Source organism: Paenibacillus sp. FSL R7-0189, from assembly GCF_037969925.1.
GTDB classification, from domain to species: domain Bacteria; phylum Bacillota; class Bacilli; order Paenibacillales; family Paenibacillaceae; genus Paenibacillus_AQ; species Paenibacillus_AQ odorifer.
This window is the reverse complement of sequence record NZ_CP150223.1, coordinates 815,819-829,800: the sequence shown is the minus strand read 5'-3', so window position 1 is coordinate 829,800 and position 13,982 is coordinate 815,819. Positions and strand designations below refer to the sequence as shown.

11 protein-coding genes and 1 pseudogene are annotated in these 13,982 nt (G+C 43.7%); 9 read left to right on the top strand and 3 right to left on the bottom strand.

Annotation, left to right across the window (positions count from 1 at the left end; all coding sequences use genetic code 11):
- Positions 1-130 precede the first annotated feature (130 nt).
- From MKY63_RS03490 to MKY63_RS03460, 7 genes and pseudogenes are all read left to right on the top strand, one after another.
- Positions 131-241 (top strand): annotated as a pseudogene (locus MKY63_RS03490) (sigma factor); the annotation flags it as partial.
- Between the two features lie 571 nt (positions 242-812).
- Positions 813-3,374, top strand: a complete 2,562-nt coding sequence (locus tag MKY63_RS03485) for a dynamin family protein (RefSeq protein WP_076141129.1) — start codon at positions 813-815, stop codon at positions 3,372-3,374.
- 12 nt (positions 3,375-3,386) lie between these two features.
- Positions 3,387-3,851 (top strand): hypothetical protein, encoded by a 465-nt coding sequence (locus tag MKY63_RS03480; RefSeq protein WP_076141130.1) that lies wholly within the window; start codon positions 3,387-3,389, stop codon positions 3,849-3,851.
- 3 nt (positions 3,852-3,854) lie between these two features.
- Positions 3,855-5,705, top strand: a complete 1,851-nt coding sequence (locus tag MKY63_RS03475) for a dynamin family protein (RefSeq protein ID WP_076141131.1) — start codon at positions 3,855-3,857, stop codon at positions 5,703-5,705.
- Complete coding sequence (locus MKY63_RS03470; protein ID WP_081388053.1) at positions 5,702-7,528, top strand: dynamin family protein; 1,827 nt, start codon at positions 5,702-5,704, stop codon at positions 7,526-7,528. Before MKY63_RS03475 ends, MKY63_RS03470 begins: the two co-directional genes overlap by 4 nt.
- Positions 7,521-7,991 (top strand): hypothetical protein, encoded by a 471-nt coding sequence (locus MKY63_RS03465; RefSeq protein ID WP_076141133.1) that lies wholly within the window; start codon positions 7,521-7,523, stop codon positions 7,989-7,991. The genes MKY63_RS03470 and MKY63_RS03465 overlap by 8 nt, the downstream gene beginning before the upstream one ends.
- Positions 7,984-8,310, top strand: coding sequence for a hypothetical protein (locus tag MKY63_RS03460; RefSeq protein WP_143763130.1), 327 nt, complete (start codon positions 7,984-7,986; stop codon positions 8,308-8,310). The genes MKY63_RS03465 and MKY63_RS03460 overlap by 8 nt, the downstream gene beginning before the upstream one ends.
- Positions 8,311-8,728: 418 nt before the next feature.
- Here the strand turns inward: MKY63_RS03460 and MKY63_RS03455 are convergent, their stop codons facing one another.
- The 3 genes from MKY63_RS03455 to MKY63_RS03445 all read right to left on the bottom strand — a co-directional run bounded on the left by MKY63_RS03455 (position 8,729) and on the right by MKY63_RS03445 (position 12,518).
- Complete coding sequence (locus MKY63_RS03455) at positions 8,729-9,637, bottom strand: site-specific integrase (protein WP_076141135.1); 909 nt, start codon at positions 9,635-9,637, stop codon at positions 8,729-8,731.
- On the bottom strand, positions 9,621-10,742 hold the full coding sequence (locus MKY63_RS03450) for a tyrosine-type recombinase/integrase (RefSeq protein WP_076141136.1): 1,122 nt from the start codon (positions 10,740-10,742) through the stop codon (positions 9,621-9,623). The genes MKY63_RS03455 and MKY63_RS03450 overlap by 17 nt, the downstream gene beginning before the upstream one ends.
- Positions 10,743-10,991: 249 nt before the next feature.
- Positions 10,992-12,518: a site-specific integrase gene (locus MKY63_RS03445; protein ID WP_339811538.1), complete on the bottom strand. Its 1,527-nt coding sequence runs from the start codon at positions 12,516-12,518 to the stop codon at positions 10,992-10,994.
- Between the two features lie 287 nt (positions 12,519-12,805).
- Between MKY63_RS03445 and MKY63_RS03440 the strand changes: the two genes are divergently transcribed.
- Positions 12,806-13,645, top strand: coding sequence for a hypothetical protein (locus tag MKY63_RS03440; RefSeq protein ID WP_339811536.1), 840 nt, complete (start codon positions 12,806-12,808; stop codon positions 13,643-13,645).
- Between the two features lie 120 nt (positions 13,646-13,765).
- The gene (locus tag MKY63_RS03435) at positions 13,766-13,903 is read left to right on the top strand and encodes a hypothetical protein (RefSeq protein WP_170914186.1); all 138 of its coding nucleotides are present in this window, start codon (positions 13,766-13,768) and stop codon (positions 13,901-13,903) included.
- Positions 13,904-13,982 lie beyond the last annotated feature (79 nt).

Here is a 13,982-nt window from a genome sequence, read left to right as displayed (position 1 = left end):
CACTTTTTATGCCCACGCAACTTGGCTGCCAAGGTTTTTAGCAGACATTAGAAGCTGGGCCTATTTTCATTTTCTGTGATAATAAAAAGACTTGGCTTCGAACTGGACAACTCTTTCTGTTGGGGTGTGGATTTCCATTGGCACAATCGGCCTGATTAAATCTATTGAGTGCTATCGTCCAATCAAAGGAACAAGGTTAGCCACATTTGCTGCTCGTTGTATTGAAAACGAGATCCTAATGTCATTAGTGTTACAAAAATTATAATAAGGAAGTCACACGGTATATGCTGGCTTTTCATTTGGCTTATTTTAAAATCCATCATTTTGAGTAATTATATACTATTTAAACGTAAGAAGAGCAACCGGGTTTTAACCGATTGCTTTTTCGATGATTTTCATAAAAGAAGGTAAACCGCCCCATTGGGGGAGATTGAAGAAAGCATTTCTATTGGGTCCTAGGCCCCTACAAGAAACTGCTCCCTTGTAGATCATAAATAACAAAACGAAGACGTCCAAGAGAAGGTTTGCGGTTTGGTGAAGGATCTCTCGGTCCAATTCCCATTGTATCCGGGATAGTTACTGAGAAGGTTTGACGATTGAATACAATATAAGATTTGCCCGAACCAGTTATGAAGATTGGTTCTTTTTTTGCGAACAAACCAAACGAATGTTCCGTGACAGACCACAGACTTCTACCTGTGATAAAATAGGTTGGGTCTAAAGATTCATTAAAGAGTATAGGCTTATATTCTTGTATGTTATTATACTATATTGATGATGTTAATGATTTGAAATACTGGAGGACGAATGGTTTGAACGAATTGGAACTCGTAGATCAATTAATCCATTATTGTAGGCTGACTTCTGCAGCATCGAACTACTTCCAGTCCGATATTCGCTGGCTGGAGGAGAGGAAAGTTTTTTGGAGCAGGTCGCACATTCAACTAGGCTTGATCGGCGTAACCAGCAGCGGCAAATCTACCTTCATCAACGCCTTATTAGGCAAAGCGCTGCTGCCTGCCGCTGTGAGACCGAGCTCGGGCATTCTAATTACCTGTGTGCGTGGAGACCAAGAGAAAGCGATAGTCCACTTTGAGGGGAAGCCATCGCAGCGGCTGACAGGGAAACGGCTAACGATGGACTTGGAAGGGTACGCCGATGAGAAATTTAACCCCGAGAACCGAAAGCTGGTGTCCTCGATCGAGCTTCAATCGCCTCATTTTGCTATAGACAGCTCCATTAAGATTATCGACAGCCCGGGCCTCGAAGCCTACGGATTGGAGCGGCATGAGGCGCTGACCATGGAGACGCTGCTTCCTCATGTCGACGGCTGCTTGTACATGACAACCTTAAAGACCAACTCCGATGAATCCACCTATAAGATTGTCAAATCGATTCACGAGCATAGCAAGCCCCTCATCATTATTCAGAATATGCTGGACTCGGTCGTGTCCAAGAAGGGCGTTCGGGGGGAAACTCTGAAGCGAGCTGAAGATGTGGCGGATGATCTTCGACAGCGGGTTCAGCGAATCGTCAGCAAAGTCAGTCCGAGTCTGGCTAATCAAGTGCAGATCGTTCAGGTATCGGCGAGGCAAGCCTTGGACGGTAAGGTGCAGAAGAAGGAATCGCTGTATAAGCAATCCCGTTTTGATACACTGATCCGCTCCGTACAGGAGCAGGTTGATGTGTTAAAGCCCGTGTTCCGTGCGAACCGTCTTCGCCAGATCAAGCATCATTTCGATGAGCTATTCCAGATGGAAGGCATGAACTCCGGAGCCTCGAATGGAACAGGAACGAAAGCAGACAATCAATTCGATTCTATGTTCCAAGAAATTCAAGCGGATAAAGCTCAGGAAGCTGCTCTGAATGACAAGTACTATCAGACCATGAGCAAGATGCAGCAAATGATCAAAGAAATAGCAGCTATGTATAGCACCACCATCAATGAAATCGAGCAACTGGATAAGAAGAATGTGAGTCAAGCGCAGCGGGTTCTGGATCAGCTCAGGGGCCAGACCGAGGCTTGTGAGCGCAGCATCATTGAAGCCATGCGCCAGCTGGATCGATTGCTGATCGAACGCTGCCGTAAGCTGAACTTGAATCTTGACGATTACAAGTCGGAAATGTTGCCTGTTAAGAAGCGAGAGAATGCCTTCAAACTGAAGAAACGGTTCACGCAGGAGCGCAGGCGGGAGAAGTCGGATGAGTTTCTAGGCGGAGCGAAGCGGTGGTTCGGCAGTCTCTTTGATACGAACTGGGGGTATGTCTACCGTATCTATGACGTTGAAATTATTGACTTCGATGCCTTACGCGAGCACTTAATGAATCATCTTCGACTCGTGACCGAACCTCTGCAGCACTTCACGAAGACCAGTGAAACCCGGGTTCTGCAGTTTCTTACTTTGTTCGAAGAGGAGCTGCAGCGCCGAGAAGATGATCTGATCGCAAAGAAGAATGCGGTGACGGAAAGAAAAGATATCGATCAGATCTTGATGTTAATCTATCAAGCGTTGAAGCAGTCCGGGCTGTCGGAGACTCTTGAGAACGTTCGATCCGATTCTAATGCGACGAAGAGGGCTGCGCGCCGTCCGAAGAGTCCCTCGTCCGCATCGTTTAATAACCGCTCAGAAGCCGAAAGATCCTTTATCGAAGTGAAGCCGTCGGTGCTGTCTCTTTTCTATTTGAGCGAGTTTATTGTAAAGTCTTATTTCGCCACGATCTTCTCCTTCGTACAAGTTCAGAATGCGGAGCGTATGAAGTTCGACACGACAGTCATATGGGGTTGGGACAATCAAGCCGTTACGGACTTCTGTCATCGATTCCTGCATCCGCATGTATCGGATAAGGATTTGGAAGGGTTCTCCAAGTCGGGCTGGATCTTCAAGTCCATTGCCGGGCACAAATATGTGATGGTGAATGAAGTAGAATTAGACCCGACTCTACAGAAGCAGCTAGAGCAGACGATGAATCATAGTCCATATAACGTATACCTTCTCGTCAACTCGATGCAGCAAGGCGCCGCCATACGCCAAGTGAAAGAGAGCCTGCTCCTTAGCTACACAAGATCAGACCGAGCGATCGTGAACTGGGTCAGTCAATCGTTCAGAGAGTTCATCCATGCAAAGAACACGGAGGAAGGGATTCGCAGTCTGATGGACATATCCAATCATTTTGCCCAGCCACGGGGTACCTATCTCATTAACGAGTTCAATCCGATCTATTCCTTGTTCTTGACGGAGGTTGCGGGTTTATCCAAAGTCACGCTTCCGGATGTGATGAAGATCAGCCAGAAGCTGAAGAGCATTTGCCCTCAGCTGGCCGGTCATGAGGAATTGGAAGTATGCGCAAGTTTAGCTAGACCTTACATTCGATAGAGGAGTGGGACTATGAAAAAATCCAAATCCATCATGATTGAAGTGGATGAAGTTACTAAATCGATCATGCATTCCGTCCAACAGGAAATGTACGAAGGGACTCGCAGCGCATTAGTGGAGTTGAAAGATGACTTGCTCAGCGCGGTCGCTTCGGTGAACAAGCTGCAGAAGGTTACGGAAAGCACCGTACAACTGCAAGTTGCGGCTGTACAGGATCAAATGTCCGAGCTGAGAAGCGAGCTGAACGTCCTCCAGCGGAAAATGAGTTCCAGCGCCAGCGGGGCGGACGAGCAAATCAAGCAGCTTCATGAGGCTATGGAGCATACCAATAAGAGCATGCTCGACGGAATTCAGCGGCTGGGTCAGCAGATTGAGGGCTGCTTCGTGCAGCTGGACGAGCGAATGAACCAGCTGGAAGCGCGCCTGGAGCGGCTAGAACCGCCACAAACACTCCCTGCGAAGAGGGGAAACCGATAAGCAATGAGTCATCTCGAATTGGAACAAATCGTACAGAACCCTGATTTTATACGTATGGCGGATTCGTATATTCCTTACATTACCAAGGAAGGTCCGGTTTCCTATAAAACCGTCCTGGCCGACAAACTGCGGAATATTACGCAATCGGAATTTCTGGTTCCCGTCTTAGGAATTCAAGGGACGGGCAAGAGTAGCCTGCTGAATGCGCTCTTAATGGAAGACCTGGTGCTGCCGGTCGATGCGGATGAAACCACCTGTATTCCGGTTGAAATTCGGTATAGTACGGAGCTTGACGGACAGGTGCACGTGATTTTCGAAAACGGACGGAAGACCGAGGTTTTCACCGATAAGAGCCGGTTAGAGCAGTACGTCCATAACCAGCACAATCTGGGCAATGAGAAGCTGGTATCTCACATTGTCATTTATAAGAACGACGATTTGCTGAAAAATAATGTGGTGCTCGTAGACCTGCCTGGTGTCGGAAGTATGACGGCGCGGAACGTGGAAACGACGATGAAATATATCGATCGGCTGAACGCGGCGATGTTCCTTCTTCGCACGGTGCCTCCGATTACCAAGCCTGAGCGAATTTTCTTGACTCATGCTTGGCCGAAGCTAACGACGGCCTGGTTTATTCAGAACCAATGGAACGACGAGAGCAAGCAGGAAGTGCAAGAAGGCATGGAGCTTAATCTGAAAATACTTAGCGACATCGCGGCTCAATATCAAACCTCTGCCCCTAAGAACGTACACGTTATTAATGTCTATCAGGGCCTTAACGGACGGCTGCAGAAGGATTGGAACGCCTATGAGAAATCCGGCATGAAGCAGTTCCGGAGCCTGCTGGAGGAGATAGCCGGTTCCTGGCGAACGCTGCTGTCCAGTGGTCTAGTGATGCATCTGAAAGAGCTGTCAGCCGGAATCCGTCACCAGATCGACGCCCGGAAACGAGAGCTCTCCATGACCAGTGAGGAGCTGAAGAAGCTTTTCCAGGAACAGGAAGCACGGTTCGAGCAGATGTACCGCAGCAACAGTATGAAGATTTCACAAATTCAAGGCAAGCTGTCCGACTATAAGATTGGATTGATGGATTATGCGGCAGAAGCCAGCAAGGTACATAGCGAGAATTTGCGGAGCGAAATGCGCCGCATCATCGGCTCCGGCGTCGTAGACGGTGAGCTGCTGGATTCCGCATACCGGGATACACGGGATTCCATTATGATCGATGCGCTCGAGGAGCTGTCGCTCAAGCTGTTCGAGATGCAGAAGGAAATGACCATATGGATGGACAGCTTAGAGATAAGAGATTTGAACGGCGAGTACGACAAGTCCGGGAATTTCAATAAAGAGGAAGCGCTTAAATTTGAGAAGGCACTTCCGTATGGGTTCGGTATTGCCGGGGGGATTGGCGGCATCGCTGCCGGGGGTTGGGTTGGCACGAAGGTTGGAGCACTCGTAGGAACGAGCCTCGGTCCAGCCGGGACCATTATCGGTGGAGCGGCCGGTTTTGTCGTAGGCGCTGGCATCGCTTTCGTATCCTCTTGGCTCGGAGGCAAAGCAAAGGGGCTTATTAATGAGGAGCGGCAGAAGGCCACTATGCGCGACATCGAGGAGCCGATTCGCCAGTTCCGTCAAATGCTGAATGCCAAGATTGAAGATAGTGCAAATGGGAGTATACAATACCTGACTCAAGCGTTATCCGCCTTTAAGCAAACACAGTTCGAGCAATTGCAAAATGAGAAAGCCGAACACGAAGAGGTGATGCGGCTGCGAAGACAGGGCAGGGATGAAGCTGTGAATCTGCTTGCAAAGGATGAAGCCCTCATCAAATCCATCGAAGGGAGACTGGCATGATGACTAGTACAACGATGCAGAAGACGATGGATCAGCTCTACTCACTGACTGAGACTGTTGGAGATCCCACGATGATCGCGCTCGCACGTTTTTTGAACGAGAGAATTGCGAAGCCGGAGAGCTTCGTTGTTATGCTGGGGGAGACGAGCAGTGGGAAAACGACAATAATCAATGGACTGCTCGGCAGCGAATGGATTAAGACAGGTGCTGCTCCCACAACCGGAACGATCATCGAGGTAATGGATGATACACAGAGGGAGCAAGAGGTTGAATTCTACGCGGTGAATCGTGACGCCACGCTCGAAGAGCTCTCGTATCCGATGTTCCAGCAGCTCGCCGCCCGCCCGGATCCGGAGCTGCAGCGGCTTAGGTTAGTGACCCGTAAACTCCCAAGGCAATTAACCAACCTGCGTCTGTTCGATACGCCGGGATATGGCAGTATTGTCGAGCAGCACGAGGAGCTGCTGAAGGAATTCGTTCCGAACAGCGATATTCTTATCTATGTTGTCTCCTACCGCGTAGGCTTTAAGGAAAACGATCATCATTTTATGCAATATATTAGCGAGTTGATCAACAAGGATACGGAGGTTGTTCTTGTAATCAACCGTGCCCCACAGGGGGTTGCTTCCGCCGATAAGCGGGTAGAGGAAATTAAAGGCTACGCTGAGGATTGCCTTCATAGAAAGCTATCACCCTTCATTGTACATAGCTTAGTGACGGAAGATGGGCCGAGACTTCCAGAAGCCCCTGCGCTGTGGGATCATGTTCGTCGGCTGCTTGAAGCCGATCACCGTCAGGCGAACCTATTGAGAGCGTTCAAGGTTTATCAGAGAGGTCTGCTCCTGGACCTTAAGCAGCTGGCGGAGAAGGAGCTGATTCAAGCTCAAGTGACGGAAAGCGATATCACATCCCTCCAGGAAGCACTGGATGAGCTGTTCACCGTTGAACAGCAAATTAACGAGATGATGGAAACCGAGTTCAGCAAGCTCGATGGCACATTGGGTAAGTGGTTTGAGCATGCGAAGAAAGAAACGGCAAAGAGGTTAGAGACGGAAATTCGAGCCACGAACAAATGGGTCAGTAAGGACGAGTGTGTCGGCTTCGTTCAAGCCCATCTGTTGCCACTGCATATTAAGAATGAGACGAAAATGATTGCCGGCCATATTCAAGATACACTGGAACGGCTGGATCAACAGATCCAATCAATGCTTAATACAGCGGTGACACGCTTCGAAACGCAAGTGGAGATGAAAGCTTCGATCTATACGCCGCTGCTGATCAATCTGAGCAATCGGGTTGCACAGAAGGCGGCGGGGGCCGGCCTGCAGGCTTTTTTCAGACAGTTCGGCGGGGCAGGCGGCGCCGGAGCGGGTGTAGCCAACGCAGCGAAGGTAGGCTTGAAGAAGCTGGGCAATGTATTTGGCAAAACCTTTTCCAGGGAAACTCATAATGCCTTGGCTCAGCTATTGAAACGGATCGGAGCTACCTCCACAAGAGCAATTGCTTCGGCTGCTGCGGTTATTGTGGAAGGATTGTTTTATCTCTTCGACTCGTTAACCTGGCAGAATGATCTCTTGAAGATGACCCATAAGGCGCTAGAGCAATGGCAGCAGGATACGCTGAAGCTCGTCCGCCAAGATCTCTCCGAGCTGAAAGCACTGAATGATTCCAATCTTGAGCAGTATTTTACGGAGTATAAGGAAGCTTGCCGATTCGAAGAACCGACAGAGTCTCACCGCTCCTATGATCCGAAGGAAGTAATAGCCCAAATAGATGAGCTGCTCAGACAGCTTCAAATCGAGGAGGAATCCGCTCATGACTGATCAACGTCATTTATTGCCCAAATCCACTAGAAGAAGACGCGAGCCTGAGGTGGTGTACGAAGTGGTTCCTAATGGCGTGGTGCCCGAAGACACCTTCAAGCGAGATGTGACTATGAAAGCGATGGATTCGCTCCCGGAGCTGCTGAAGCTCGCGCAAACCTTCGTTGACATGAAGAGGGATCAAGCTAACGTCCAGGGCCAAATCGATCATCTGCGGGAGCAAGGGGATTACTTGCAGAAGCAGGCGGTTGCGTTCGTTAAGATGGAAATTGCGCGCAGAGACTCTCGGCGGACCGAATATGAGGGAGTGGAGCAGCTTCTGAAGGACTTGTACCAGCATCTCAGTCACGGCGGCGCCAGCAGCGAAGTTCAGAAGGAGATCATCCGGCTGGTAGACCACTCCATTCAAGAGCTGATCAAGCGAGATCAGTTGCAGCCGACTGAGCGTGAGAGCAATGAATGAGATGGCGCGCGGAGCCGTTCATGATCTCCTAGAGCTACTTAGGAATCTCAAGCTGCAGGAAGCCCGTGAAGTGTTGAAGCAGGAACGCGAAAAATTGAATCGCCGTGAAGTTACTTCGCTGCGCGAAACGGTCAATGAGATAGTTCGGAGTATCATCGTATTAGATGCACAGATCAACAAGATTACTATAAGTTATAATGATATCTCCCGCCACTGCCCTGAGGACTTGATCTCCGGTATCTCGGAGTATATTGAAGAGCTGAAGCGGGAGAAGGTCAGGCTGGAGATCGCGAAGCACTCTGCTGTCAGGCGTAGGTAATCGATGAGAGGGGCTGTTCCCAAAAGTCTTTTTAGCTATGACCAACTTATCGTCAACGTGAAAAAATGCTTTCATCCTGAGCTCAAACATCTTGTTTGCCGTTATTAAATTCAATTTTATGGTATAGACGGCAAGCCAAACTCCATACGGACTTGAATTGCTGGCTACAACCGATTGGATTATTAAGCATCATCCGGATGCTAGGATCGATATAAAACGTGCATTTGACCATTTTAGATCATGGAACGAACGCAAAAAGAAAGTGTTTAAAGTGTCTTATATTGAGATGGCGTGGCGACATATAACTGCAATAAATTGATTCTAATCAACGATACGAATGCCCTGTCCAATTAACTTGGAAGGGCATTTGTTTTTCAATCCTAGGGCAAAATCAAACATGCGTCATTGCGAATATGCCTTAGTAATCAAACCCTTCGCAAAATTGAGAAAGATAATGTAATGTAGTTTTGGGGTCACGATGTCTTAGTTGTTTTTGAATTATAGGAATATCAATACCTCTCTGCTGCATTAGATATGCCATTGTATACCTTAACCAATGGCAGGTAATTGGCCGAATTCCTGCTTCTTTGCTGATTTTTAATAAAATCTTGTTTAGTCCAATTTTAGTAAGTTTCTTATTTCTTGCGAAAAAAACATATTCATTCCCTGTCATCTGCCACTCTTCATGGAATGAACGAGTCACAAAGGATTTAAGCTCTTCACATAATTTTTGACTTACTGTGACTGTATTCGCCTTGGTTTTTGTACCGCGTTCAACATAAATAATTTGCCTTTCGAAATCGATCTGTGAAATGGTTAACTCCCTCAATTCGCTATTTCGCAGGCCTGTATTAAGAAGCAATAGCACTATTAGGTAATACTGCCTGTAAAAAGGATCCAACTTTAAAGCTGCCTCGAGAAGTAATGAACATTCCTCTTCAGATAGAGACTTATCCCGGTATTTAACTTTATGATAGGGATTCTTGTAATACACAACTGGATTGCGTGTAATCATTTTTAAGCTTTTAAGAATTTTAAAAAAGTTTTTTAGCGCTGAAACATTTGAGGAAAGGACACTATTCGTGTAACCTTTATTCTTCAAACAATCAAAATATGAATCAATAAATTTTTGGTTTATCGGTGAATATTGATCTGTATCCTTATAATGAAAAAATTTATCAAAATCGAGAACACCTGTAAATCCTTCATTTAATAAAAATGCTTCGAATTTTTGCAACTCATACATGTAGTTCTCTTTTGATTTAGCTCTAAGGTTGCAATGGTTTTCCCACAATTGATAATAATGAGAATCAAGCAAAACTCTCATTTGAATCCCCCTTATTCAATCCATTAGCGAAAGGATGTTTTTCAACGGCTTTTTTAAGCTGATCTTCAAAAAGTTTTAAATATATTGTCGTCGTCTCGATACTTTCGTGTCCAAGTAATTTAGATAAGGTATAAATGTCAATTCCAGATTCTAGACCATACACCGCATAGCAATGCCTAAAAGTATGTACCGAGTATTGGGACTTCATATTTTTAGGTATTGAGGTCGCCATTTTTATTAAATTTTTTACAATATATTGTATAGTTCTAGCACTCATCGCACTAATACCCCCGTCAGTAGAGAATACATGCAATCCATCCAACTGTTCTTCTGTAAAAGTTGCAATCTGAGCTTGGAACGTAAATCTAATGTAATTTCTTAGTATGCTCAAACCTAATAAATTTATTGTGCGTCGCGTTTTTGCCCCTTTTCTTCCTTTCCCGACTACATGAATAATTTGGCGCTCTGTATCAATATCACCAATTTTCAACTGCAGAAGTTCATTCAATCGAATACCGGAACTAAGGAAAGTCATAATTATTGTAAAGTTTCTGAACCCGTTTCCTTTAGCAGCTGCCAAGTGTACAACTTCACGAAGCTGGTCAACTTTTAATGCTTTTGGAATATCACTTTCATCAGTTTTTAATTCAAGTAATGGTTTTATATCTTCAATTTTTTCGTTGAAGAAATGCTTTAAGGTAGTACGAAAAAATGTTCGTAAGAATGACGCCTTTTTTGCTCTTGTATATGAGCGCGGCTCATATTTGTCAAGATATGCTAAGATATTCTTTGGTTCTGCTAATTGCCTCAATGTTGCGGTTGAGGTTGGGGTTGGCATTGAAAACTTAATAAACTGGGAAAGTTCAGATTTATAGGTAGTTCTAGTACTTGGGCTTAAACTATTAAAACGCGGACATTTTATAAAATATTCTTCTACTTCTTTTCCAGAAATATCTTCAATATTATTCTGCGTCTTAGTTGGGTCAACACTTAACCCAAGTTCTCCGAGAATTTCCTGTAATTCGTCAACTCCATATGTAGCTACAAGTTGTTGAATATTATTTCGAAGATTTTGCATCGGTGATGTGGGAAACTCGATAGGCATAATTAGAAAACTCCTTTTTGCTTTATTTTCGTCGCTTGTATTGAAACCCCGTGAAGCTCATTGTATAGTGATAGAGTACAATTAATTTTTTTGATCTCTTAACTCCTGCCACGCGGCTAAGGGAGTATTACAATGAATGAATAACCGACAACGGGATAAATCTATCTACATTCGCCTTCGGAAAGGTGCTTGAGCTTTAGTGTATCTACTAAAGTAATCATCACCTGTCACGAAGGCTTTTTTGCATGTCTAGAATAGGATGTTGATTTTATTTGCTGATTTGCGAAGTTCTTCCTGACTTCGGTGAACATACAGGGCAGAAGTTGCAGCATTTTTCTGCCTGCCTAATACTCTCAGAACTTGCGGCGGGCAGTCTGGCCTATACGAAAGCTTGGTAAGCATCGTATGCCTAAGTAAATGTAACCCAGTCTGAATATTCCAACCTGCTATCAAAGAAAACATCTTTACATATTGATAGAGACTCTGAGCAATTTTATCTGGCATAGGTGAAAAAATATAGCCTGAAGGTAAGGCCGATAGTTTGTTGAGACTTTGAAGTATCTTGGTTGGAATTGGAAGAGAATGCGTTCTGTCACCTTTTCCTGTTATCGTGATGATGTTAGTATGTAAATTTATATTTTCCCAACGGATTTGGGATACTTCAGTCTTCCTGAGTCCTAGATACAGCATCATTTCGAATGCTAAAGTGTACTTATCCGGATCGGGTGAGTAAATTTGGATTACTTTAAAGAGATGTTCGATTTGTTCGTCGGACGGAATTTCACGATAGTGATAACGCTCATACGAAATGCTAGGAATATCATCTGTAATATCAGTTAAGAGGCGTCCAAGCTGAAATAAACTTTGAAAGAGCGACTTAACGTAATTCAAAATAGAGCTTGTATAACTTGGCTCCATTTCCGCATCCTCAATTTTGCGTACAAGATGGAGTCGGAAATCAGTTAAATGGTCGTGAGTTACAAGCCAAAGAGGGACATCATTAAGATTAAATGAGTTGAATGCAGTATATGTATCACACAGCCATGTAAGGAACTGATAAAAAGCCCTTTTACGAAATTGTAAAGATGCTTTTTTTAATCCTTTGAAATTACCAAGATGTAGCTCAATCAATGGATGTTCTAGGTCCCAATTATGAGGTGTATTTCTTCTCTTCTTAAAGAAGACTATATCCAACCCTGGATGATAAAGATTAACGAGTTTTGAAAGATACTTAACATCGGGATCGCCTAATTTTTCAGATTGAATTACTTTAAGAAAGCGCTCCTGGTTCAATAGTTCCGTATCGTCTATTTTAGAAACAGGAATATTGAATGTTACAGAAAAGCATTCCAAAAAGTTATTGAAGCATTTATACGTTCTATAAAACTCAAAAGGCGTTTTTGATGATTGTAGTGAACCAAAATATTCGGTGATCTTTTCACTTTGAAAATTTGATTTTATTCGGTTTTCAAAAATCCAAAAGTTTATTTGATTCGGCCCTAGATAGGAGACTGAATTTATGAGGGGATTTCCGTTCGTGTATAGAGCATCAAGCATATTTATCACACCTGCCTTCGTTATTTTTTTCACATCGAACTGCATGGTAACAGTGTGAACTTGATTTCGTGGATTTAAACTTTCTTCGGAAAATATTTTCGTAGATGCGCTATTCCATGAAACTTCTTTCGCATATTCATTCCAGAAGAAGTTTGGAAAGTGTTGTGTTGCTGGGGCTATAGGGTACTTGTTTTGATTGTCATTTGAATGATCAAACATTTGCTCAGCTCCTTGATAATTTGATACAAACGGAAGCTTTTCTCTGACAACTAGACCAAAAACCATTGCGAAGGGGGTGGGGGTTATCGGCGTATATTTAAGTTTCTATATAACCATTATTTCTAGTAAATACCAACATTATATGCTGCTCCACAAATGGTGTAGTTATCGACCTGATATTAGTTGTAACAGAGGAAAAATCAAAAATAGCATACAAATCTGCACCATTTAGGGTTTTCAAATGATGCATCAGCACAGTCATAGTATCTTTGAGTCAGGTGATTGTTTTGGACATACTCAAAGACCTAACTGATTATGCTGAGAAATTTATTAAAGATCATGTAGATGTAACTGAAGAAAAATTTATAAATAAACATGATTCTGCCAAAGGCAAAGAAGACGCATATTATGAAATAAAACCGTTTTCTAAGAATAAAGGAAATTGGAGTAAGTTAGTTCAGAAAACCCATCATCCGGGAAATCGCAGGAAATTTTTGGCTGAGTCTGTTGGCTTAACATACAATGATTTGAGGAGAATTACGGGGTGGGGTAACTCAACTGTGGGTGATCTGCTTCGCACTTCAAATTTAAAACAAAATACAAGGCAAATCGGAACTGATATTTTAGCGGAATTTGGTATTATGGTACGGGGAACGTATCAATTAGTTAGAAATGAGGATGTGGATCTCGAGTATGATGATATGCTTTTCAAACTGATTAAGCACAATACCATAGACGAAGAAAAGTTCATACAAATCATATTGAGTTCATTAGGGGAAAAACGGCATATAAAAGGATATGTTGTGAATATTCCTAAAAAGCAGCTTCACATCCGTCTTGAGATTATAGATGGTGTCGTGATAATCGATCTTGCGAATGCAGATTTAGATTTGTTCAGGGTTCTTTCAGATCTCTTAACAGAAAATACTCCGTTTAACTGGAGTTATTTACATCTTCCCACTATTTATCATAATAAAGAGTCTTTTCTGATATTTGTTGGGAATGCTAACGATAATCAGATGAACAAACTCCTTAATGAAGATTTTAGCTGGGCTGATAAGTGGTATTCAATTAATCAAGCAATGAAGAAATCTGATTTATCAAAAAGTCTAAAGGACCTAAAATGAGTTATAAAAAACGAAAAAGGAAGCCTCCGTTTGAAAGTGAGGCTTCCTTTTTCGTTTTTTTGTTTTTTCTTATAAAACATCTATTAACAATAGTATTATTACTACCAGGAGGACGCCTCTATGCAAGTTAAATTAATTGTTAGTACAGATAGAAACACAAAGGCTGCCTGCTACAATTATCTTATAGAAAAGTATAAAAAAGAGAAGGACCGGCAAATAGAAAATCATGATAAACTGAAAAGTGTTGATAAGAAATAAACCCTATTTATATACTTGTAAAAAAGGAGAGATCTCTTGCGCAAGTTAACTAAAAATGCCATACCCATACGTTGCTTAA